27 protein-coding genes, 1 pseudogene and 1 other annotated feature are annotated in these 23,281 nt (G+C 44.7%); of the genes and pseudogenes, 1 reads left to right on the forward strand and 27 read right to left on the reverse strand.

Going from position 1 to position 23,281, the window contains the following annotated elements; all coding sequences use genetic code 11:
* Window positions 1-95: 95 nt before the first annotated feature.
* The 10 genes from OIT45_RS03675 to OIT45_RS03720 all read right to left on the reverse strand — a co-directional run bounded on the left by OIT45_RS03675 (window position 96) and on the right by OIT45_RS03720 (window position 9,660).
* The gene (locus OIT45_RS03675) at window positions 96-1,832 is read right to left on the reverse strand and encodes a glycoside hydrolase family 70 protein (RefSeq protein WP_264339873.1); all 1,737 of its coding nucleotides are present in this window, start codon (window positions 1,830-1,832) and stop codon (window positions 96-98) included.
* On the reverse strand, window positions 1,747-3,831 hold the full coding sequence (locus OIT45_RS03680; RefSeq protein WP_264339874.1) for a glycoside hydrolase family 70 protein: 2,085 nt from the start codon (window positions 3,829-3,831) through the stop codon (window positions 1,747-1,749). Before OIT45_RS03680 ends, OIT45_RS03675 begins: the two co-directional genes overlap by 86 nt.
* Window positions 3,828-4,361, reverse strand: coding sequence for a KxYKxGKxW signal peptide domain-containing protein (locus OIT45_RS03685; protein WP_264339875.1), 534 nt, complete (start codon window positions 4,359-4,361; stop codon window positions 3,828-3,830). Before OIT45_RS03685 ends, OIT45_RS03680 begins: the two co-directional genes overlap by 4 nt.
* 308 nt (window positions 4,362-4,669) lie before the next feature.
* The gene (locus OIT45_RS03690; RefSeq protein ID WP_199403795.1) at window positions 4,670-5,128 is read right to left on the reverse strand and encodes a DUF805 domain-containing protein; all 459 of its coding nucleotides are present in this window, start codon (window positions 5,126-5,128) and stop codon (window positions 4,670-4,672) included.
* A gap of 253 nt (window positions 5,129-5,381) precedes the next feature.
* Entirely contained in the window at window positions 5,382-5,774 is a 393-nt protein-coding gene (gene rpsI, locus OIT45_RS03695) for a 30S ribosomal protein S9 (protein WP_135797196.1), read from the reverse strand.
* A gap of 25 nt (window positions 5,775-5,799) precedes the next feature.
* Window positions 5,800-6,243 carry a 50S ribosomal protein L13 gene (gene rplM / locus OIT45_RS03700; RefSeq protein WP_004560203.1) on the reverse strand — a complete coding sequence of 148 codons (444 nt, stop codon included), beginning with the start codon at window positions 6,241-6,243 and terminating at the stop codon, window positions 5,800-5,802.
* A 178-nt stretch (window positions 6,244-6,421) separates the two neighbouring features.
* Window positions 6,422-7,171, reverse strand: coding sequence for a tRNA pseudouridine(38-40) synthase TruA (gene truA / locus OIT45_RS03705; RefSeq protein ID WP_135797195.1), 750 nt, complete (start codon window positions 7,169-7,171; stop codon window positions 6,422-6,424).
* 14 nt (window positions 7,172-7,185) lie between these two features.
* On the reverse strand, window positions 7,186-7,986 hold the full coding sequence (locus OIT45_RS03710; RefSeq protein ID WP_199403796.1) for an energy-coupling factor transporter transmembrane component T family protein: 801 nt from the start codon (window positions 7,984-7,986) through the stop codon (window positions 7,186-7,188).
* The gene (locus tag OIT45_RS03715) at window positions 7,979-8,842 is read right to left on the reverse strand and encodes an energy-coupling factor transporter ATPase (protein WP_199403797.1); all 864 of its coding nucleotides are present in this window, start codon (window positions 8,840-8,842) and stop codon (window positions 7,979-7,981) included. Before OIT45_RS03715 ends, OIT45_RS03710 begins: the two co-directional genes overlap by 8 nt.
* A complete protein-coding gene (locus OIT45_RS03720) occupies window positions 8,818-9,660 on the reverse strand; it encodes an energy-coupling factor ABC transporter ATP-binding protein (protein ID WP_199403798.1) in 843 nt (280 codons plus the stop codon). The genes OIT45_RS03715 and OIT45_RS03720 overlap by 25 nt, the downstream gene beginning before the upstream one ends.
* A 113-nt stretch (window positions 9,661-9,773) precedes the next feature.
* Between OIT45_RS03720 and OIT45_RS03725 the strand changes: the two genes are divergently transcribed.
* Window positions 9,774-10,367: a TrmH family RNA methyltransferase gene (locus OIT45_RS03725; protein WP_199403799.1), complete on the forward strand. Its 594-nt coding sequence runs from the start codon at window positions 9,774-9,776 to the stop codon at window positions 10,365-10,367.
* A gap of 44 nt (window positions 10,368-10,411) precedes the next feature.
* On the opposite strand, the gene OIT45_RS03730 is transcribed toward OIT45_RS03725, so the two are convergent.
* The 17 genes and pseudogenes from OIT45_RS03730 to OIT45_RS03810 all read right to left on the reverse strand — a co-directional run bounded on the left by OIT45_RS03730 (window position 10,412) and on the right by OIT45_RS03810 (window position 23,280).
* Window positions 10,412-12,085, reverse strand: a complete 1,674-nt coding sequence (locus OIT45_RS03730) for an NAD(P)/FAD-dependent oxidoreductase (RefSeq protein ID WP_199403800.1) — start codon at window positions 12,083-12,085, stop codon at window positions 10,412-10,414.
* A gap of 272 nt (window positions 12,086-12,357) precedes the next feature.
* Window positions 12,358-13,302, reverse strand: a complete 945-nt coding sequence (locus tag OIT45_RS03735; protein WP_264339876.1) for a metal ABC transporter solute-binding protein, Zn/Mn family — start codon at window positions 13,300-13,302, stop codon at window positions 12,358-12,360.
* Window positions 13,295-14,146, reverse strand: a complete 852-nt coding sequence (locus OIT45_RS03740) for a metal ABC transporter permease (RefSeq protein WP_135797188.1) — start codon at window positions 14,144-14,146, stop codon at window positions 13,295-13,297. Before OIT45_RS03740 ends, OIT45_RS03735 begins: the two co-directional genes overlap by 8 nt.
* Window positions 14,147-14,149: 3 nt before the next feature.
* A complete protein-coding gene (locus OIT45_RS03745; protein WP_199403801.1) occupies window positions 14,150-14,884 on the reverse strand; it encodes a metal ABC transporter ATP-binding protein in 735 nt (244 codons plus the stop codon).
* 207 nt (window positions 14,885-15,091) lie between these two features.
* Window positions 15,092-15,994 (reverse strand): serine hydrolase, encoded by a 903-nt coding sequence (locus tag OIT45_RS03750; protein WP_199403802.1) that lies wholly within the window; start codon window positions 15,992-15,994, stop codon window positions 15,092-15,094.
* 251 nt (window positions 15,995-16,245) lie between these two features.
* Window positions 16,246-16,611 carry a 50S ribosomal protein L7/L12 gene (rplL, locus tag OIT45_RS03755; protein WP_004560214.1) on the reverse strand — a complete coding sequence of 122 codons (366 nt, stop codon included), beginning with the start codon at window positions 16,609-16,611 and terminating at the stop codon, window positions 16,246-16,248.
* 90 nt (window positions 16,612-16,701) lie between these two features.
* The gene (gene rplJ / locus OIT45_RS03760; RefSeq protein WP_004560215.1) at window positions 16,702-17,208 is read right to left on the reverse strand and encodes a 50S ribosomal protein L10; all 507 of its coding nucleotides are present in this window, start codon (window positions 17,206-17,208) and stop codon (window positions 16,702-16,704) included.
* A 27-nt stretch (window positions 17,209-17,235) separates the two neighbouring features.
* Window positions 17,236-17,362: a sequence feature (ribosomal protein L10 leader region), on the reverse strand.
* A 70-nt stretch (window positions 17,363-17,432) separates the two neighbouring features.
* Entirely contained in the window at window positions 17,433-18,122 is a 690-nt protein-coding gene (gene rplA / locus OIT45_RS03765) for a 50S ribosomal protein L1 (protein WP_264339877.1), read from the reverse strand.
* Window positions 18,123-18,217: 95 nt separating this feature from the next.
* The gene (gene rplK, locus OIT45_RS03770) at window positions 18,218-18,643 is read right to left on the reverse strand and encodes a 50S ribosomal protein L11 (RefSeq protein ID WP_004560217.1); all 426 of its coding nucleotides are present in this window, start codon (window positions 18,641-18,643) and stop codon (window positions 18,218-18,220) included.
* A 157-nt stretch (window positions 18,644-18,800) separates the two neighbouring features.
* A complete protein-coding gene (gene nusG, locus OIT45_RS03775; RefSeq protein ID WP_004560218.1) occupies window positions 18,801-19,355 on the reverse strand; it encodes a transcription termination/antitermination protein NusG in 555 nt (184 codons plus the stop codon).
* A gap of 104 nt (window positions 19,356-19,459) precedes the next feature.
* Window positions 19,460-19,630, reverse strand: coding sequence for a preprotein translocase subunit SecE (gene secE / locus OIT45_RS03780; protein ID WP_004560219.1), 171 nt, complete (start codon window positions 19,628-19,630; stop codon window positions 19,460-19,462).
* 43 nt (window positions 19,631-19,673) lie between these two features.
* Window positions 19,674-19,823, reverse strand: coding sequence for a 50S ribosomal protein L33 (gene rpmG / locus OIT45_RS03785; protein WP_010372159.1), 150 nt, complete (start codon window positions 19,821-19,823; stop codon window positions 19,674-19,676).
* Between the two features lie 64 nt (window positions 19,824-19,887).
* Window positions 19,888-20,463, reverse strand: coding sequence for a hypothetical protein (locus OIT45_RS03790; protein WP_264329928.1), 576 nt, complete (start codon window positions 20,461-20,463; stop codon window positions 19,888-19,890).
* A 125-nt stretch (window positions 20,464-20,588) separates the two neighbouring features.
* Window positions 20,589-21,484, reverse strand: a pseudogene (rlmB, locus tag OIT45_RS03795) (23S rRNA (guanosine(2251)-2'-O)-methyltransferase RlmB).
* The gene (locus tag OIT45_RS03800; RefSeq protein WP_135797183.1) at window positions 21,468-21,893 is read right to left on the reverse strand and encodes a Mini-ribonuclease 3; all 426 of its coding nucleotides are present in this window, start codon (window positions 21,891-21,893) and stop codon (window positions 21,468-21,470) included. The pseudogene rlmB and the gene OIT45_RS03800 overlap by 17 nt, the downstream one beginning before the upstream one ends.
* Window positions 21,894-21,941: 48 nt before the next feature.
* Complete coding sequence (locus tag OIT45_RS03805; RefSeq protein ID WP_199403804.1) at window positions 21,942-22,421, reverse strand: S-ribosylhomocysteine lyase; 480 nt, start codon at window positions 22,419-22,421, stop codon at window positions 21,942-21,944.
* Between the two features lies 1 nt (window position 22,422).
* Entirely contained in the window at window positions 22,423-23,280 is an 858-nt protein-coding gene (locus OIT45_RS03810; RefSeq protein ID WP_199403805.1) for a MetQ/NlpA family ABC transporter substrate-binding protein, read from the reverse strand.
* Window position 23,281: the final 1 nt, after the last annotated feature.

The following is a 23,281-nucleotide window of genomic DNA, read 5'->3' on the forward strand; positions in this document are numbered from 1 at the left end:
TACTGTGGTAAAGTAAACACTTTACCGCATTTACGCTGATAACACCACCTTACACAGAAAAAAGACAGCTTCACAACTGTCTTTTCTCGTAAATCTTAAATCGTCACTAGCTTACCAGACCCATTTGTCTCATCAAACACATACGTTTGATTCGTCTTTTGATTGGTTGCTTGACCACCCTTTAGTTGCGCCCCATCAGCACCAAAGTAACGTAGTTCACCGTTAATCGTTTGTAAACCAGTTACCATGCGACCATTCTCATCAAAGTAGTACCACTTACCATTGTGATAAGCATAATCATTTTTGACCTCGTCACCATTAGTTCCATTGAAATAGTGAACCCCATCAGCATCATAAACAAAGTCATCCTTTACTTGATGATTTTGATCATCAAAGTAAAGTGTACCTTGGTTAAGAGTCGTCATGCCGCGCGCAAGATCACCATTTTGGTCAGCGTATAGCCAGTGGCCATCCGTATCCAAAATAAATTGGTTCTTAATCATATTTCCATTGCCGGCAGCGTAGTAATGAGCCTGACCATTTTCATCACGAACCAATTGGGCCTTTGCTTGGACACCATTTGAACCGAAGTATTGCTCATTACCATCAACCGTCAAAGCTTGGCTACGAATAACATTTCCATCAGCGTCCACACGGAATGCGTTTGCTTGATGATCAGTAACGTATTGATTAACAACTAACTGACCGTTCTTGTCGTAGTATCGCATGTGACCATCTTCAGTCTCGATAAATGCATCGGTCAACGCAATCCCATTTGGCAAGAAGAAGTATTGACCGCCATGAACCTTTTGATCACCTGTGACCATCACCCCATTATCATCAAAGTAATACAACTCACCATTATCATCCTTGATAAACGCATCCTTTGCCGCTGACCCACTAAGGGTTTCGAAGTGGTACCCATCTGCTAGCTTTTGGAAACCAGTCAGCACAGGCTTGCCTAGCATTTGATTTGGCAAATTCGTGTTACCTGCATTAGCCGTCACACGATAATAGCTATTATTACCCGCATCACGTAGCACATAGCCAGCACCACGACCTTGGATTGCCGTACCATTAAGATACTTAGCAGACCATTCTTTAATCTTTACTGAGTCATCAATCGGCTTACCCGTTGAAATTTGATCCGTCGTAAACAAATCGGGGTACAATTCACGCAACTTAGCCAAGAACTCACCACCGTATTGCTTTTGGTATTCACCACCACCACGAGTACTTGTGACATACATCAAGTGTTGGATTTCTGAATTCTTGTCTGGTTCACCCATATTATTTGTTCGGGTTACTTGAACTAGTTCCTTACCCGGCAATGCGTAAAGTTGGTCCGGCACAAAGTCAGCCATCACTTGAATACCATTTGCGTGGAGCGACTTAATCACATCACGCAAATCATTATCATCACCGTACTTAGTTGGCGTCCCAAATCCCAAGTCATAACGATCCGTAAAGGCGTATCCGTTTTGAATGATTAAATCCAAGAACGTACCATCCGTTGAAGAACGATATTGTGGGGCCAATTGGACTGATGTCACACCCCAATCAGTCAACAAGTCAGTATGCTTAGCCAAAACCACATTTGTGTATTCATCGTGGGTTGTTGGCATTGCCTGGAAGTTTGAGAACCCTTCAAAAATCACCTGACTGTCTAGTGCAGCATTTGAATGGTAAGCTGATCCATCAGTCGTCGCTTCAGTGCTTGCGGCCGTACGGGCATCTTGTGTTGCACTAGCACCAACTGGCACCCACATCGCCAAGAAGCCTGATACTTGTGGATTCAAAACGCCGTATACATCCGCGTTTGTAAAAATCAAATCTCCATTCGCATCTGTGTCGAATTGGCGCATTATCATCGCTATAAATTGCCAAACCAGTTGCCGTTGTCATAACAACGGCACGGAATGCCTGGTTCGCGTGCGCGATTCCCATGTGCAAAACAACCTGGTCACTATCAGCCATCTTCAAATCATGATTGTTACTAATAATTAAACCAACACCTTCTGTGCGTGTTTCGGCAGTTCCAGCATCATTAGCCGTCATCGCACCCTTACCAAAACGAACACTCGTTAGGACATCATTCTTGTCAACTGCCATCGTTTGGCCACCAGCCACATACTTAGTACGTGCCTTCAACATCGCATCAATGGCATCAAAGTACGGTGACTTCGTAGCCATGTATTGGCCATCATCTGTGTACAAATCACCGTAGTACACTCGAGGAATCACATCTTTATTCGTCAACAACATGGCGTATGCAGAAGGCATGTTGTAGTGCGTGTATTCCTTAACCGCCTTCTTTTGGTCAGCATTGTAAATCTTGAACGCTTCATCCATCTGAGCTTGGGTCGGCATCAAACCATTCCCAGCTTCAGGGTGCAACTTAGTCACGATTTCAGCAATCACTGTTTGCACTTCACTGTCGTGAGCACGCACAAATGAGTAACTAGGTTGCGCTTCGTTTTCAGTATTGTCATTAGCACGATTAGTTAAGTAGAAATCCAAGAAGCGGTCCATCTTGCCACGCTGTGCATCTGACTTTGTTAATGACCAAATCAATTGCGTATGCATGTAATCATCCATTGTCAATTGGTCGTTCCCATGTTCATTCATGTAAGCTGGGTCGTTATGACTCCAATCTTCCAAAATTGACAAGTGTTGATTTGATGTCGCATCATTCGTTGCCATACCGTAGGCATCACGGAAGTATTGGGCGGCCAATTGCAATAGGTCAGCATCAACATTATCGACAGCGTCAACACGAATGGCATCAAAATTAGCATCTGGATCATTAGCCGTGATTGAACCAAAATTCATCAAATAGTATAGCCAGTTAAGTTGCTCAGCTTGTACTTGCGGATTTGAATTGTCCACGTCATTCGCTAATAGTAATTCGTATCCCCCTAATAAATCATCAATGTGATACAAACGTTCGCCCGTTTGATTCGTTGGTGTACGGTTCATCAAACGGTAATCTGAATTAGCATCCGTATCTGGATTGTTTTCAAATGACAACGCACCACCTTGCAAGTGATCATCGTTTTCATCTTCACTACTCTTATTCCATTGCGGTTGTGTCACGACGAAAGCCGCCATCAATTCACGTAGCCAGTCCGTGGATTGTTTAACCGTAATCTGACGTTCAATAGCTGCTTGAATGGCATCAGCTGCGGCAGTTAGCGTAGCTTCTGAGTCAGCTGCACTTACAGTCTTAGTTGATACCTGCAAAGCATCATTCATGTAATTTACATAATCTGCTTGCGTTTGCTTAGTTGGCCACCACGTCTCAATCAACGGGCGGTACTCAGTTGGCGTCGATTCACGCCACGTTTCTCCGTTATCTAAAATATCATTTGGGCGATACCATGTATCAGCTGTCAAATAACCGGCCATGTTGTCAAAGTCTTCAGGTGTGGTCCCATGTGCTGCATTGTGTTGTGCATTTTGTTGTGGTACCGGTTCCAATTCAGGGTTAAATTTAGGATCAGACGTTGGCGTTGCCACACCTGTCTGATCATCAAAGTACATCATCGTCCCGTTGACTTCAGCTGCAATCCCCTTCAGCATGCGACCTTGGTCATCGAAATTATATGTCTTACCATCAATCACCTGAATACCGGTAACGTGATTCCCTTCGTTGTCAAAATAGTACGTGTCTTGGTTTGATGTTTGTCCAAAACCATTCGTGATTTCATATCCATCACCATCAAAGCCTCGCACAGCCCCGTCAACTACCTGTGTCTCAGTTAGGGCACGTCCTTCTTGCCCATCATAGTAAGCACGCTTGCCGTCAGTTTCGCGCCAATCACCTTTCACTTGGTGACCATCCTCGTCGAGACGTTAAACGTGTCAATCAGTTGACGTCCTGTTAGCTTTTCACCGTCACGGTAGTAAACCCAGTTACCGCCTTCATCATGATAGCCATCAATGATAGTTGCGTCGACTGACGATGACGCTGAACTAGTGGCAGACAACATTGTGGCCGAACTTGCGACTGATGATGCCGCTGAACTAGTTTTCGTTGATATTTCACTAGCTGACGATGTTGTTTCGCTAGCTGATGATGTTGCCACATGACTACTATCAACTGACGCTGCGGATGACTGTACAGTCTCTTTAGTATCACTTAGGCTAGTAACACTATCCGGCGCCTGACTATCTGTTGGCGTTTCATGCTGTGTTACCTCAGCTGATTCCGCTGGCTGCGCGGCAAGTTGATCGGCTTGTACCGGTCCAGCCATAATCATCCCGATAAACATAGCACCGGCCGCTACCCAAAACTTCCCTGCCTTGTACATCTTTTTTCTAAATTTCGCTGTGTCGTTTTCCAAAACATATCCCCACATTATTTTTTTATCACCAAGGCCTTGGTTCTAGGGATAGACCTTACCGCCAAATCAAATAACCTGTCAATTTTTTCACAAGCTAAAGGGAGACCAATTCCATTTTATTTATATCGTTAACCAATATCTAATGAAAAACTATTCCCCCTTTAATTCTAGCGGACTCCGCCAACACGCAAACCAACTAAACCATTACAAATAACATCACTTTGTATTTTTTATTTATTTTTGCAACATTCACAAAATTGACAAACAAACAAAAAAGTGGTGATAACAAATATTTGTCATCACCACTTTAAACGTCATTGGTTTTACTTATTTCGACTACCTATCAATGGCACGTTTTTCAAGCCATCCGTTCCAATCAAAGCTAGCACCAAGATGATGCCATCCACGGCAAAGTGCCCCAATGTTGCACCGCTGCCGAATGGCATAAACGACAACCCTATTACTAGAACAAAAATCTTCCATCCCCAGAAACTAAGGCCGATGTCGTTGAAACGTCGTACCATCATTGAAAATGATGGTACCGCAATGGCAAATACTGATACAAAAAACAATACACCAACGGCTGTGAGACCTGTGTGATCAACACCCGCTGAAAGATGTACCAATAAGTTGTTGCTGAATAGTGCCAAAAGTAAAGCAAGCATCCCAAGCCAAACGGTCTGCCACAACATATTCAAAAAATACTCCGTACGTGTTGTGCGACCCTTAAAGTCAAAGATGTGCTTCCAAAAAGCTTGGAATGTTGCTGTCATCGTCGTCATTGTTAAACCCCTCCAACAATCTAATAAAACGAATATTTGATTATCAAGGTGGGGACTCCCTCATCTCCATCTGACACAGTTAGTATATTCCTTCACAATAAAACCTTCAAATAACAAGTGTTATATTTCAGACTTTTCACATTTTCATGATAAGCGTAAAGAAAGCGACAAAAAAACGCGTTCGCAATCGAAATTGCAAACGCGTTTTTTGTTTTTGGATTCGTTTCCAATCCAGAAAGTGAAAATCGAAAGATTAACGCTTTGAGAATTGTGAAGCCTTACGGGCCTTCTTCAAACCTGGCTTCTTACGCTCCTTCATACGAGCGTCACGAGTCAACAATCCAGCCTTCTTCAAAGCTGCACGGAAGTCAGGATCCACTTGCAACAAAGCACGTGAGATACCGTGACGGATGGCACCAGATTGACCTGAGAAACCACCACCGTTTACGTTAACCAAAACATCGTAGTTTCCTAGAGTTTCAGTAACGTTGAATGGTTGTACCATAACCTCACGCAAGTTAGCGAAAGGAATGTATTGTTCAGCTGAACGACCGTTGATCGTGATTGAACCGTTACCAGGTACCAAACGTACGCGGGCAACAGAGTTCTTACGACGGCCAGTTCCGTAGTATTGTACTTGAGCCATAATTAACTATTCTCCTTTCGTTAAATTAAATAAGGTTAGTGATATCCAACACTTCAGGGTTTTGTGCTGCGTGTGTGTGCTCTGAACCAGCAAACACGTGCAACTTCAAACCTTGTTGGCGACCAAGAGTACCCTTTGGCAACATGCCGTGAACTGAAAGCTCGATCAAACGTTGTGGGTTCTTCTCTCGCAAGTCACCAGCTTGACGCTCCTTCAAACCACCTGGGTGGTTTGAGTGGTGGTAGTAAATCTTGTCCGTAGCCTTCTTACCCGTCAAAGCGACCTTTTCGGCGTTGATAACGATAACGTTATCACCAGTGTCGACGTTAGGCGTGAAAGTAGGCTTGTTCTTACCACGCAAGATTGATGCTACGACAGTTGACAAACGTCCCAATGCAATATCAGTTGCATCGATGACGTACCACTTGCGATCGATCTCACCTGGCTTTGCCATATAAGTTGTACGCATGGAAAATTCCTCCAATATTCTGTTTGTTTACTTTACCAATAATTAAAAAAGTCGTACCAGGACATTCCCATTGCGGTGTGGTAAACAATACCGAGATTTATCTTACCTTTTTTCTGACCAAACGTCAACGGCAATAGCCCTCGGATTTAGTAATTTCGTTAGTTTTCGACTAATCTGATTAATAATCAACCGACATCAAGTAAAGACCTTGAGCTGGAGCCGTGAATCGGGCCTGTTGACGATCCTTCACCGTAAATAAACGTTGAATATCATCGACTGGTCGTGAGCCATTACCAATCTCTAATAGCACACCAACCATGATACGAATTTGATTGTACAAGAACCCATTACCTGAGAACTCAAACCAAATTTCATCTTCTTCCGGCTTCTCCCACATCTTAGCTGAGTAAACCGTGCGGACCGTTGTTTTTTGTTGGAAACCTGAGGCTACAAAACTCAACCAATCGTGTTCACCAACATAATCACCGATGGCTTGTTGCATCAAACTCGTATCAATGCGACGGTGCCAGTGGCCGGTGTAGTTGCGCTTGAACGGATCGATGAATTCGGTCGTTGAAAGGCGGTATAGATACGTCTTATTGTGGGCACTGAATTGCGCGTGGAAAGACTCATCCACCTTTTCAACGGACTTAATGCCGATGTCATAAGGCAGCATCGTTGAAAGCCCCTTACGCACTGCTTCATTGGGAATATCAAATGGCAAATCAAAGTGCACGACTTGTCCCTTGGCGTGCACGCGTGCATCAGTACGACCTGACCCTTGTACCCGAATATGCTCAGTCGGGTCCTTGGCCATCTTATTAACGACTTTTTCCATCTCAAGTTGCACAGTTCGCTTGCCAGGCTGAACCTGCCAACCATAAAATTCTGTGCCATCATACGAAATTGTTGCTTTGTATCGTGGCATCTCTTCTCTTCTTTCTAAATCCAGCGCGTTGCAATTAAGACAACGGCAAATACGATAAATCCAATGACTGCAACGGTATCTTGCTTGCCCCAAGTCAAAACGCGGTACTTCGTTCGGTGATCACCACCGCGGTAACCACGGGCCTCCATAGCATCCCCAAGCTCAATTGCACGCTTAATCGCGTTAATGAACAATGGAATCAGCAAAGGTACAAACGCCTTAATGCGGCTAACGATGTTTCCTTCGTTGAACTCAACACCACGCGCACGTTGCGCATTCATAATCGTCTCAGCTTCATCCATCAGCGTTGGCACAAAGCGCAACGCAATTGACAACATCAAAGCCAACTCAGCAACGGGGAAGCCCACCTTTTTCAACGGCGCCAGCAAATTCTCCATCGCGTCCGCAACCGCTAGCGGCTGTGTTGTTAATGTCAAAATGGTTGAAAACATAATAATCAAGACGAAACGCACGAACACTTCGATACTGTTAATCACCCCATCCGTGGTAATGGTGATAATCCACCAATGCCAGAGTACGTGACCCGTTTGAACAAAGAATAATTGCAAAAGCGTTGTGATAAACATCAAGAACAACAATGGTCGTACGCCGCGCAAGAAGACACCGACACCCAACCCAGTTAGGGTAATCGCCATCAGCGTAAAGATTCCGGCAACCACATAACCAGCCACATTATTAGCAAAGAAAATGACAAAAATAAACGCGATACTTAGCACTAGTTTTGTGCGGGCATCCAAACGATGAACCCATGATCCACCGGGCATATAACGTCCAATCAAGAGGTTATTAAACATGTGCTTCCCCTCCTAATTTTGTAGCCAATTGATCCGCCAATTGGTCGATATCTAAGATATTTTCAAGTTGCAACCCCTTAGTGGCAAGCTGATCTGCAAACTGCTTTGCAATCGGCACATCAAGTTGCTTTTCATGGAGCCAATCCACATCCGCAAAGACTTCGGCTGGCGTTCCTTCTTTCACAACAGTACCACCTTCGAAAATAACCACGTGGTCGGCATATTGTGCAACATACTCCATCTGGTGTGTAATCAACACGACCGTCATGTCACGTTCTTTTTGCAAACGCGCAAAAAGCGTCATCAACTCTTCTTGCCCAGCTGGATCTAGTCCGGCTGTAGGCTCATCAAGAATCAACAAATCTGGCTCCATTGCCAAAACACCAGCAATTGCGACACGGCGCATTTGACCGCCCGATAGTTCGAAAGGCGAACGCTCATCAAAGCGTTCAGCCATTCCCACTGTACGCAAAGCACGTTGGGCCGCTTCTTTCGCTTCGGCTTCTGACTTGCCAAAATTCTTTGGGCCGAACATCACGTCCTTCAAAACGGTTTGCTCAAACAATTGCGCTTCTGGGAATTGAAACACCAATCCCACGTGTGCACGCATTTGGTTCAGCTCCTTAGGCTTCGTCGTTGGTACAATACGTTGATCACCAATGGTAATCTCACCGGCCGTTGGAATAACCAATCCGTCTAAGTGTTGCACCATCGTCGACTTACCTGACCCAGTGTGCCCGATTACAGCTGTAAATTTTCCCTCTGGCATAGTGAAGTTAACATCATGCAAACCAGGTGTCGCGAAAGGCGTGTTCAGTTGATACGTAAAACCTACTTGGTTGAAATTGATTGCCATAGCCAATCCACCATCCCTTCAGTCGTTAGGTATGAGTCGGGAACATCAATCCCACGTTCACGCAACTTTTCCTTAAGTTGTTCTGCGAATGGCACCGCCAAACCGAATTCGCGTAACTTTTCAGCGTTGGCAAAAACGTCCTCTGGCGTACCCGTTTGCATCAAATCACCATCATTAATCACGATGACACGGTCAGCACTCGCTGCCTCTTCAATGTCGTGTGTGATTGAGATGACCGTCAATGCGTCACCAAGTTGATGCTTCAACTCATGCACCAAAGCAATCATTTCACGGCGTCCCTTTGGATCGAGCATTGCTGTCGCTTCGTCCAAAATCAAAATTTGAGGTTGGATAGCCAGTACGGATGCAATCGCCACACGTTGCTTTTGACCACCAGATAGGCGGGCTGGTTCACGATCTGCAAACTTGGCCATGCCAACCTTTTCAAGTGCTTCTGCAACACGTGGTAACATTTCTTCACGTGGAATACCGCGATTTTCCATGCCAAAGGCCACATCGTCAGCCACCGTTGCGCCGACAAATTGGTTGTCAGGATTTTGAAAGACCATTCCTACTAAGTCACGAATGGTCCACATGTTTTCTTCGTTAACTGGCGTCCCGGCAATCGTGATGTCACCTGCCGTTGGCGCCAACAGATAATTCAATAGTTTTGCTAAGGTCGACTTACCCGACCCATTATGTCCAATAATCGCAATCCATTCCCCTTGATTGATCGTTAATGAGAGGTCATTCAAGGCTGGTGTCTCGCTATTTGGATATGAGTACGTCACATGCGACAACTCGATAATTGGCGTCATGTTCACGCCCCCCTTACTTATTTTTTGCTACTTACCATAATACCAAACTCGACCTATGTTTTGTGGCGTTTGGTGCAATTTGTCGGGTACAATGGTTTTGAGAGGATTTACATATGTCAGATATCGATTTAAGTCGCTCAGCCGACTACCGTAACGTCACAGACTTTTTTAAAGGTCAATCTGATGACGAAATAAAAGCCGTCCTAGACGAACGTCGCGGCGACATGATTACCATCATGCAAAACCTAAGCCATGATTTCAACAAAGCGTCTGCCGTACGCAACAGTAATGCGTTTGGCATGCGCAAGATTATTTTCCTAAACCCCGAAAACCCTGCCATTCCTGATTCTACAGAAGGCATCAAGAAATGGGATCGTCGCGGGTCACTAGGCACCCAAAACTATGAACACATCGAACACCATCGCGTGACCGACTATCAAGCGTTATTTGATAACTTACACGCTGATGGTTATACAATTTATGCCGTCGACAATACACCTGGCTACAACCCAAAATCAGTGTACGAGGTACAATTCCCGGCAAAGTCTGCCTTCCTATTTGGTGAAGAAAAGCTTGGCTTAGCGGATGATTTAATTAACGCAGCTGATGCCATGATTTACATTCCACAATATGGTAGCGTGCGCTCAATTAACGTTAGCGTCGCCCATGGTATTATTTCCGCATTTTATGCTTCACAGCATATGTAAAAGAGAGCACGATGAAATTCATCGTGCTCTCTTTTCGTTTATTATTACTTCTTCAAGTCGTTGTAACGTGACTCGTGCTTACCGTACAAGCTACGTCCAAGCGTCTTCTCCAAGAATGGCGTTACCCAGTAGTCCAAACCGAACGTACGACCTGAACCATTCATAACGGCCAATGAAGCGAACGTCAACAAGACCATTGATGTAGTAGCTGAACCAGCAAAAATCAATACCAATCCCAACACAAAGGCAACGAAACCAGCAAGTGATGTCAAAAGACCAAAGGCAATCAACCAACCAACAACCGTAGCAATCATACCAATCGTTCCTGAAACTGATGCACCTGCAGAAATCCACAAGACACCAACAACAATACGTAGTGGCACAGTCCACAAAACGTTACCCATACGTGACGTCCAACCATAGAATGGCGTACGTCCGTTTGGCGTACGGAAGAACTCGTCCATCAAGTAGTGGAAAATGTGGTAACCACTCGTAATTTGCGCAAAGAAGTACAAGTTAATCACGTGCTTGAACATGTTGGCAAAGAAACCAGACAATGGCAAACCGTTCTTACCAAGCTTTACGCTACCAAGTTGCTCAGCGATTCCAACCGTGTAGTGTGCACCGATTGAAACAGCATAACCTTGGTAGTGACCCTTAAAGGCCTTACGTGACCCCTTACCTAACAAATCAAAGATGATGTTAGGAACGGCAGTGTTGGCAGCAGATTCTCCACCTTCAACCGTTTGTGGTGTCCAACCTGAACGTGGGTTGTCAGGAATTGTACGTGCAGGCTCTTGGTAGGCAGCTACGTCACCCACAACGTAAATGTCTTCCTCACCCTTTGCACGTGAGTAGTCATCGGCCATAAAACGACCAGCAGGGCCTTGTTCCAAGCCCCACTTTGAACCTTGCTCCTTAGCCTTGACACCGGCCGTCCAAACCAATGTTTCAGTAGGGATTTCCGTACCGTCCTTCAAAACGGCTGCGTGTTCCTTAACTTCAACAACACCGGCAGACTTACGCATGTTCACACCATGCTTGATCATGTATTGCTCACCCTTGTCAGCAAGCTTACGGTTTGTCAACATGTTCAAAATTGTTGGCGCAGCTTCAATCACGTCAATCTTAATTTCTGATTCGTCCAAGTTGTTAGCTTCAGCAAGCTCACGGCGTTGCTCAATCAATTCACCGGCCAATTCGACACCAGTAAATCCTGAACCAACAACCGCAATACGCAACTTTGCTTCGCGCTTGGCTGGATCCAACTCCATGGCACCTTCACGAATAACTTCTTCAATGTGTGCACGAAGACGAACTGCTTCTTCAAATGACCACAACGTGTAGCCGTACTCTTCAACACCTGGCGTACCAAATGTGTTAGTCGTTCCACCAGTTGCCAAGACCAACTTCTCGTAAGGAATATCTCCTTCTGAAGTCTTAACAATCTTTGCTTCCTTATCAATCGTATCAACTGTGGCGGTCACAATCTTAACGTTTGGTTGGCGCACGAACAACGTGCGCAAATCAAATTGGATGTGCTTTGGCTCAACACGCTTCGTTGCAACTTCGTGCAACTCAGTCATGTATGTAAAGAATGAGTGGCGGTCTACCAAAACAATTTGGTAATCTGTGCCCTTCAATCGCTTAGCCAACTTGCGCGCAGTAAATACGCCAGAATAACCGGCACCAACTACGACGATGTTTTTATTAGCCATATGAAAAAATCTCCTCAGTATCCCACAAAAAATGTAATTAAAAATAAATCCTCAAATAATTTTAGACCTGCAAAGTGGATTTGTAAACGAATTCACTATTTTTTTGTAAATAAAAAATCCGTTATACCAGGCACTTTACAGACATTATACCAATCAATCCCTTGTTATTCGTGCATTTATGCTCAACTATTTGTGCGAAATATAAGACTTTTAATAACTTCGTTAAGATACAAAAACGTGTCCCAAAAAATGAGACACGTCCGATTTTTTAATTATTCAACCATCATACCAGCGTAAATCTTATCGATATTCCACTTGACCATGTCGTAGTATGTGTCACCCTGAGTTCCCTTCTTTGCCAGAGAATCCGTATAAATCTTCTCGTAGATTGGCAAACCAGTTTCCTTAGCTACCTTCTCCATTGACTTAGGTGAAACAGAACTCTCAACGAATAATGACTTTACGTCTGACTCGTTAATCTTTGCCAAGACTTGCTTCATTTGTTCAGGCGTTCCTTGTGATTCAGTATTAATCTCCCAAATAAACGCCGGCTTGATGCCGTAAGCCTTTGAGAAATACTTGAAGGCACCTTCAGACGTTACCAATAAACGCTTGTTCTCTGGCACATCAGCGAACTTTCGTTGTGCTTCTTCATGTAACGCCAAGAGCTTCTTTTGATAGGCAGCTGAACGCTTTTCAAATTCAGCTGCGTGTTCAGGATCCTTTTCCTTAAGTACAGCTGTAATTGTTTGAACATACTTGATTCCGTTACTCAAATCCAACCATGCGTGCGGATCAGTTTCTTGTTCCTTGCCGGCAGCAGTTAGATACATTGGTTGCACTAACTTTGATGCCGCAAATACTTCTTTGCCATCACGCTTGTTAGCAGTTTCCGTCAACTTCGTAAACCAGCCATTTCCACCAGTTTCTAGATTCAACCCATTGTGGAAAATAACATTAGCTTCTGTTGTTGCTGTAATATCAGCCGTCTTAGGCTCGTATTCGTGTGGGTCAGTGCCACGCTTAACAATGCTGTATACCTTTACATCATCGCCACCAACTTGTTCGACCATATCTTCCAAAATCGAATTCGTTGTTACAATACGCAGTTCGCCACTTGCATCAGCTTTTTGACTATCACGTTGTGAGACGAACCAAACCAGTCCACCCGCAACAACCCCCAATGCACCTACAGTAATCGCAATCTTCTTAAACACTTTGCTTCCCCCACTTAGTTAAAAATCCTTGTTTCGGTGACACGACAAACGATACTAAAAACATAATTGCAGCCATCAACACAATTGCTGGACCAGATGCCCAATTCATTGTGTATGACAGGTACAAACCAATAACCGACGCTACAGCCCCAACTGATGCTGCGATGACCAACATCCATTGCAAACGATTAGTCCACAAGAATGCGGTCGCAGCCGGCGTAATTAACATCGCCACAATCAAGATAATCCCAACGGTTTGCAAAGCCGAAACGGTAACCAACGTTAGCACCAACATTAACCCATAATGCAGATAAGCAGTTTGTAAACCGTACGTCTTTGCAAACGTTTCATCAAACGACGTAATCAGTAGTTCCTTGTAAAAAATAACAACAAACAAGACGACTAGAACCAGGACCGCGACCGTTGACATTAGGTCACGATCTGAAACGGCCAACACATTTCCAAATAGGATGTGGTGTAAGTTGGTTGATGACTCGGCCATTGAAATTAAGATGAACCCCAGCGCAAAAAATGCCGAAAAAACGATCCCGATTGCCGTATCATTTTTCAATTTACTGTTCGCCGCAACGGCCCCAATCAACAATGCCGCAATCACCCCAAATGCGGCCGCACCAACCATCAGATTAATGCCTAACATGTAGGCAACTGCAACTCCTGGTAACACGCTGTGTGAAATGGCGTCACCCATCAACGACATCCCACGTAAAATAATGAAACTACCAATAATCCCCGACATGACGCCAACCATCACTGACGCCAACAAGGCGCTCTGCAAAAAGTTATAATGCCCCAATGCCGCTAAAAACTCTCCAATGCTGGCCATCCGCTACGCCCCCTCAGATTTATCAAATAAAATGGCACCCAAATCTGCTGAAAATGCTTGTTGAATGTTAGCTTGGTTATAAACATCAGCAACTGGGCCATGTGCAATCACCCCGTGATTCATAATCAGCAATTCATCAAAGTACTTCCCTACCTTATTCAAATCGTGGTGCACCACGATAATTGTCTTGCCGTCATCACGCCACTTCTTCAACACACGCATGATATCCTCTTCGGATTTCATGTCGATTCCAACAAACGGTTCATCTAAAATCACAACCTCTGCTTGTTGCACAATTGCTCGTGCCACGAACACACGCTGTAATTGACCACCCGACAACTCTCCAATTTGTCGATTTTTGAATTCAGTCAAATGAACTTGCGCTAAGGCCTCATCAACTAATTCACGTTCTTTCTGCCCAGGGCTTTTGAATAATCCTAACTTGCCATACGTACCCGTTAAGACCACCTCAAAAACGCTGATCGGAAACGTTAAGTCCAACGCCGCGCGCTGTTCGACGTATGCGACTTTGCGACGAGCCATCTTAATTGGTCGACCATCAATCGTCGCGCGCCCTGTACGTCGAACTAACCCAAGCGCTCCCTTAATTAAAGTTGACTTACCGGCCCCGTTTGGACCAATAATCCCTGTAATCTTGCCTGGGCTAAACGTAACAGACAAATTTTGAAAAACTGGGGTTGCTGTGTAAGTCACCGTTAAGTTATCAATATGCAACATCTTGTCCTCTCCTCATTCAATGTTGTTTAGATGCGTATATATCCCATCAACTTCACAAGATTATCCGATTAACTGGAACAAGACAATAGTTTTTCTTAGATTGAAAATTTTTAGTAATAGAATAACAATATTTTGTCATGATAAAAAGTTAACTATCAACACCCTGAACAAAGCAAAAAACGACCCTGCTTATGCAAGGTCGTTCGACTAATTATTCAGATAATCATAGGTGGTTGTCGCCAATTTTTGTACCAGGTCAATCCCCGCCTGTTCGCTCGTATTACCACTCGTTAAGACTGCAATAACGTAGTCGCTATCATGTGATTTCACGTGTCCAACTGAATTAATAATCCATCCGTTTGAGTCTTCCAGCCAACCATTTTTTAATGATACCGTTGCATCATTACCAATACCGGCACTAACACCCCAACTCTGATCCGAAGCAACATTACTCATCAAATCAGCAATATATGACTGACCTGCATCGGGCAAAACTGAGCTGTCATAAAAAATATTGCGCAATAACGTCACTTGATCGGCTGCCGTGGTTAAACTATAGCCCCAAGCAGATTCATCCATTTCAGAATTTGTCATGCCTAGTTTGGTGAACAGCTTATCCGGTGCTTTATTCCCACCCTCATCTTCTAACAGGGCCGTTGTCGCATCGTTATCACTATCTTCAATCATGGCGGTTGCCAAGTTTTTTTCATTAATCGTCATGTTCGTTTGATTATTAGTGTGTTGCGCAATCAAATTCGATAAGACAGACACCTTAATAACACTGGCAGTTTTAAACTGACTGCGTCCCGCCGTGGTATAAGAGGCCGTCACACCCGTTTGCTTATCATAGATGGCAATTGTCGCATCGGCGTCTGTAGACTGCGTATCAGTCGCCCACTTTGTTTTTAAGTCACTTGCTTCACTCGAGGTAGCCTTCTTTTCCAGTACCCCGATACTCGTTGTCACGCGCCTTATAACGCTTCTCACGGACATTGAGTTACCATCAACTGTCATGCCAATCAACGATCCGCCGATTACGATAACTGCAACCAAAAGCGATAACCAAATTTTACGTCTGCGATGGTTCCGCTTTTTATCTGACCGATTCATCGTTCTTCCTTCTCTCTACATCAAAACTGATAAAGCAGACTGAGAATGTCGGGGTAAAAACCTCCGACGTGACTAAGTCACCCTTATCAGGCGCGTCTTTGGCCTTACGCCTGACTGAAGTCAGTTTTTTTTAGACCAACAGCTGCTGTGATGACTGTAATTTTAGACCGCCAGACTTAACCTAAACTTTTACAGAGCAAAAAAAAGACGTGATACCGAAGTATCACGTCTTTTTTAAAGAAGGGCGTTAATTACTTAACAGTAACAACGGCACCAGCTTCTTCCAACTTAGCCTTCAATTCGTTAGCTTCGTCTTCTGAAACGCCTTCCTTGATAGCTGAAGGAGCGTTGTCTACCAAGTCCTTAGCTTCCTTCAAGCCCAAACCAGTTGCTTCGCGAACTGCCTTGATAACTTGAACCTTAGCTGAACCAGCTGAAGTCAACTCAACGTCAAATTCAGTCTTGGCTGCTTCGGCACCACCAGCTGCACCAGCAACTGCAACAGGGGCAGCAGCTGAAACACCAAACTCTTCTTCAATAGCTGAAACCAAGTCAGCCAAGTCCAAAATCGTAGCTTCCTTCAATGAAGCGATGATTGAATCCTTATCAAATGCCATGATAATTAATCTCCTCGTTTATTTGCCTATGCGGCGATTTTATTTGTTTGGGCAATGCCCGGGTAAACCTGCGTAATGCCAAGCGAATGCTTAGGCTTCAGCAGCTTCTTCCTTTGCGTCTGACACAGCCTTAACTGCGTATGCAAAGTTGCGAACAGGTGCTTGCAACGTTGACAACAACATTGACAACAAACCGTCGCGGTCTGGCAAAGCTGCGTACTTGTTGATATCTTCAACAGATGCAACTTGACCGTCAACAACACCACCCTTGATTTCCAAGGCTTCGATGTTATCAGCAAACTTCTTCAAAATGCGTGAAGGAGCGATTGCGTCCTCGTTAGAGAATGCAACGGCTGATGGTCCGACAAACAAGTCGTTCAAGTCAGTCAATTCAGCGGCTTCAGCAGCACGCGTCAAGATCTTGTTCTTGATAACCTTCAACTCAACGCCTTCTGAACGCAATTCTGAACGCAAGTTGTTGGCTTGTTCAACCGTCAACCCACGCACGTCAACAACAACTGCAGATGCGGCTGACTTAAACTTGTCAGCAACTTCTTCAACTTGTTGTGCCTTCAAAGCAATAGTTGCTTCACTCATGGTAATGTTCCTCCTGTTAAGATTTTGATTCGTACCAAAAGACCCCCAGTACATACTGCACCGGGGGTCAAAAGTCGCTTACGCGTTTTTCACTTCCTCGGCGGGTTATTAAGTCTTACGACACCTGCGTCTTAGGTAAATCGATTTATTACTCGAACTACTTTATCAGGTAGTCGAGGAAGTGTCAACATGAAAAGCTAACTTTGATCTAGAAAAATTCTAAATTACAAAGAAGCGATATCGATGTTAACAGCAGGTCCGAACGTTGAAGCGATTGATACGTGCTTTACGTATGCACCCTTAACAGCGGCAGGACGAGCCTTCAAGATAACGTCTGACAATGACTTGATGTTTCCAGCAAGCTTGTCGGCGTCAAATGATACCTTACCAACTGGTACAGCAACGTTTCCGTCACGGTCAGTACGGTAAGTAACCTTACCTGACTTAGCGTCAGAAACGGCCTTTGCTACGTCAAACGTAACAGTACCCGTCTTAGGGTTAGGCATCAATCCCTTAGGACCCAATGCACGTCCAACACGACCAACTTGGGCCATCATGTCAGGCGTAGCAATGGCAACGTCAAAGTCCAACCAACCGTCAGAAATGCGTTGAACCAAGTCAGCAGCACCAACTACGTCAGCAGCTTCTTCAGCTTCCTTAGCCTTATCACCTTGAGCAAAGACCACAACAGTTTGGTCCTTACCAGTACCGTTAGGCAAAACAACGGCACCACGCAATTGTTGGTCAGCTTGACGAGTATCAACGTTCAAGTTGAACGCGATTTCAACAGTTGCATCAAACTTGGCAAAGTCGATGTCCTTTACCAATTGGGCAGCTTCTTCAACAGTGTACAACTTAGCACTGTCAATCTTTTCAGCGGCTGCCAAATACTTCTTACCATACTTCTTAGCCATGGTAGCTATTCCTCCTTGCAAATGCGGTCAAACGGTCATTGACCTCCCGCTTGATCATGCTTAGTTTCCTACGCGATCCGTACGGAACTCGTTAATTAGCCTTCAACAGTGAAGCCCATTGAGCGAGCAGTACCTTCGATCATGCGAACAGCTGCATCAACATCAGCCGCGTTTAGATCTTGCATCTTAGTTTCTGCAATTTCACGTACTTGTGCTGCAGTAACCGTAGCGACCTTCTTCGTGTTAGGCTCACCAGAACCCTTTTCAACACCGGCTGCCTTCTTCAACAAAACTGCTGCTGGAGGCGTCTTAGTGATGAATTCGAATGAACGATCTTCATATACAGTAATAACTACTGGGATCAACAAACCACCTTGGTCGGCAGTGCGAGCGTTAAACTCCTTTGCGAATCCCATGATGTTAACACCAGCTTGACCCAAAGCAGGTCCAACTGGAGGTGCAGGGGTAGCCTTACCGGCTGGAATCTGCAACTTAACAATGCTTGAAACTTTCTTAGCCACGATTGTTTCCTCCTTCGTGTTTGTGGTGTAATGGCGCGTTTCGATTTACGCCTCCCACATATGCGTGTTGCCACACATACCAGATCATAATAACAAAACGCCTGACTTTTGACAAGTCAGGCGTTCACTAAATATTCTTAATTGCCGTTATTTCCCATTAAATCAATGGTTGTACATCGTTAAATGAGATTTCAGTTGGCGTTTCACGACCCAAGAAGTCAACCAAAACAGTCACTTCTTGCTTGTCGTTATCGATAGCCGTTACTTCACCTTGCATACCTGCAAATGAACCAGCAACAATCTTGACCGTCTCACCAACTTCAACGTTAAGCTCAGTTACCTTACGCTCAACGATGTTCATACGTTGCAACATGTCATCAACTTCATCAGGCAACAATGAAACTGGCTTTGAACCACCACCGTGAGAACCCAAGAAACCAGTAACACCTGGTGTGTTACGGACAACGTACCAAGCTTCATCAGTCATAATCATCTCAACCAAGGCATAACCTGGGAAATCATTTTCCTTGATGATCTTCGTCTCGCCATCCTTCTCAACTTCAACTTCTTGCTCAGGCACGATAACGCGGAAGATGTAGTCAGTCATCCCCATCGTTTCGATACGTGATTCCAAGTTGGCCTTAACCTTGTTCTCGTAACCAGCGTATGTGTGCAAAACGTACCATTGCTTATCGTATGACTCAACTGCCATGATTGCCTCCTCAGGTTATACCTGTAATTTTTGTAAATTAAAAACCCTCATGACTGAGGGTTTTATTATCTGCGTTTCGATATTTTTATTATATCGCAACCGGCTTACTTAGACAACCAAGTAACCCCTTGCTCAAATACCCAGTCAGCGCCACCAAACAAAACGGCGAAAAACAAACCAGTCATCAAAACAATTGAAGTGTCACGGACGTTTTCACTCAAAGTAGGCCAAGTAACCTTCTTCATTTCCGCAACAACACTAGCCAAAAACTTCATGTCATGTACTCCTGTATCCAGAACGGTTTAGCCGACCTGGTGCTTACATCGTCTCGCGGTGCATTGTGTGTTGTCCGCAGAACTTGCAAAACTTCATAACTTCAAGACGCTCAAGACGATTTGGCTTCTTTGTTACCATATAGTTTCGTGATCCGCAGACACTGCACGCTAAAGCGACTTTCTTTGCTGCCATAATGTGTCTCCGCTCTATCTATTTCTCATTTAATCTATTGTTAACTATACCACAATCGACAATCTCAGTCATCATGCAACTCGACGGAAAGTTTAATCTGGATGTTGCGCCGCATTAAATACCCCCAAGATTTCGAACGATGCAACATTTCAGCGCATTCTTCTACCTTATATCCTGATATCCATAACTTCAAAAATTGCCGTTCTTTTGGCGTCAATTTTGACAAGACCGCTTGCAGTGATGTTTTAATGTGTTGCTTTTCTTCGTAATAAATCACAGTGTTCTCTTCCAATCGACCACCGTTCGCGCGCTTCTCATCTTCCATTGCAACCGTCTCAAACGATGCATCGACGCGATACTCAAGTCGCCAAATTTGCTGAGCATGATGTCGCAGTGCCTTTTCGTAATAAGTCACTAATGTTGGCCAGGTAAAGAGTCTTAACGACGCCAAGGCACGATATAGCACATACTGAGCTTCTGAATACCAGTCACTCGGATTTATTCGTAAATCTTGACGCGCATATTCCCGCCAAATCAACCCATTAAATTGGCTACTAATCGTGGTCAGTGCAATTGCATCCCCATTCCGTGCATCTTTCATAATGTCTTCTATATCGTCTGGCACACGCTTCACCATCATCGAAGCCCTCCTTGCGGGTTGTCTTATCTCATAACAATGCCACAAGGAAGCAACTATTCCATGATTATGCAAAAAAGGCACCATCTCATTTCGCCGAGACAGTACCTTTATACGTGACATTTATTCTAGAGTGGGTTGCGGCTATTAAATGCTTGATAGATAAGCAAACTAGCAGCCACTGAGGCGTTCAGACTTTGAACGTGACCAACCATCGGAATCGTCAACGTCTCATCAACTGTCTTCTTCAACAATGGTGAAATTCCCTTACCTTCGTTACCGATGATAAGTGCAGTTGGCCCAGCAGCGTCCCAACGACGGTAATCCTTACCATCCATGTCCGTGCCAAAGACCCACAAACCGCGTTCTTTCAATTGTTCAACCGTTGAACCAAGTTAGTAACACGTGCAACTGGCACGTGCTCAATCGCTCCTGTTGACGTCTTAGCAACAACTGATGTCAATTGCACCGCACGACGCTTTGGAATGATGATACCGTGTACACCAGCCGCATCAGCCGTTCGCAAGATTGATCCCAAGTTGTGAGGATCTTCAATTGAATCAAGGACCAAGAAAAATGGTGCTTCGTCCTTTTCAGCTGCCTTGGCGAACAAGTCGTCAATCGTTGCATATGCATATGCGGCAATTGATAACACGACACCTTGGTGGTTTTGACCGTCCGTCAATTCATCAAGCTTAGCCTTAGGTGCATCTTGAATCACCAAACCACGCTTCTTAGCTAGCGTCATGACTTCGTTACGAATCTTGTCTGTTAAACCAGTTTGTAGCCAAACCTTGTTAATTTCCGTCTCACCCTTCAACGCTTCAACAGACGCGTGGTGTCCAAACACAAATTCAGTTTGTGCTGCAATATCCTCTTGGTCTGACTCTGGTCGTTCTGCACGCTTTGCACGTGGTTGGCGGTCACGGTCGTTAAAACGGCGGTCTGCCCCACGACGGTTATTATTGCGCTCTGGCTTACCACCACGTTCGCGCTTGTTTCGGTTATTACTTTGTTGTGCCATTTGCTCTCGTTCGTCCACTTTCTACTTGTTCATAAACCCATGCAATAATCTCATCCAAACGGGCTTGTTGGTCACTCGCTGCCAAGTAGCCAATTAGTGCCTCAAATCCAGTTGAAATACGGTACGTTACCACATCCGTGTTCTTTGCCTTCGTATGTGAATTTGCATTACGCCCACGCTTAAAGTAGGCCATCTCTTCATCTGTTAATAGGTCATCCGTTTCCATCAACGCAAACAAAGCAGCGTGCGCCTTAGCTGACACATAATTCTTTGATTCACGTTGCAAACGGGCTGGCTTGGTAATCCCTTTAGCTAATAAATGTTGACGAATGTACACTTCGTACACCGCATCCCCATAATAAGCCAAATCCAAGCCATTCAATTGCTCATAATTAATCTTCTCATTCATGCTTACTATAATAACAGAAAAACCAGGCCAATGACCTGGTTTTACTTATTATGCTTCTACAATATGACGAACAAACGGATCATCTGACAATCCTTGCTCTAAGATAATGGCTGCCCACGCCTTGGCTGAGTGAAGGCTGTGGTCCTTGAAATTACCACACTCTCGAATCGTCGTTGCGGGTACATCATCCCAAGTAATCTCATCGCGAATCTTGCGCAACACGCGGGTGAATGTTTCCGCAAGTTGTGTTGGCGTATACGTTTGCCAACTAATGACATGAAAGCCCGTACGACATCCGAATGGCGAAATATCAATAATGCCATCCAACTCATCACGAACTAGGCTCGCAAACAAGTGCTCCAACGTGTGAATACCGGCCGTCTCAATCGACGTTTCGTTCGGTTGCACCAAGCGCAAATCATAATTCGCAATGGTGCCTCCCGCTGGGCCAGATTGCGCTTCAATCAAACGCACATATGGCGCTTTAACTTGTGTGTGATCCAATGTAAAACTTTCGACTTCTGCCATGCTACTTTTCCTCCAAATAAGATACCGGCTTCTTTACTTCAACCTTTGTGCCGTGATACTGCTTCTTAATCCACTTTTGTACTGTTGGGTCACGATATAGCGCCACTAGCTTCTTGTATGTCTTGTTTTTGGCCTGTGATTCACGTGTTGCCAAAATGTTGATGTTACCAATCGTGCCTGAATTGATTGACTCATGATAGATAGAATCCTTCAATACATTCAAACCACCGGCTTGTGAAACTGAATTTGAAATCAGAACCGCCGCCACTGAGTCATCCTGCTTAACCAGCGATACCCCGGTTGTGTCATCTATTTCCTTGAACTTGAAATGATGTGGATTGTCGGCGATATCAGCCACACCTGACAAGGCTGAGAAGTTCGCCTTCAACTTAACCAAAACCGCGTTAGCAAGCAAGCGTAGGCCACGCGCTGCGTTAGCGTTATCACGCGCAATCGCAATTGTGCTGCCATCTGGAATGTCGCTCACCTTGTGATAGTCCTTTGAATAAACACCCATCGGCTCAATATAAGTCGTGCCCAACACAGCTAGCTTCTCCGTATCGGTCTGCTTATTAAACGCATGGAAATAGTCGTATGACTGGAAGGCATTCACGTCGACTTCACCCGAAGCCGTCGCCTTATTCAAGGTTCCCCCATCCGTGAATTCTTTCACCTTAATTTGCACATGCGCCTTTTTTGCTGCTGATGAATCCGCAATATGTCGCCAAATTTCAGCATCCCCTGTCACCGATCCAACCGTTACTTTTTTAACTGTCGCCGCCTGAATTGACGTCGTTGTCGCTAACAAAGTTCCAGTCACGACAACCCCAGCAATCACAATTCCCACTCTCTTAACCATT

The sequence above is a fragment of the Weissella sp. LMG 11983 genome (assembly GCF_025908495.1).
Lineage (GTDB): Bacteria > Bacillota > Bacilli > Lactobacillales > Lactobacillaceae > Weissella > Weissella fermenti.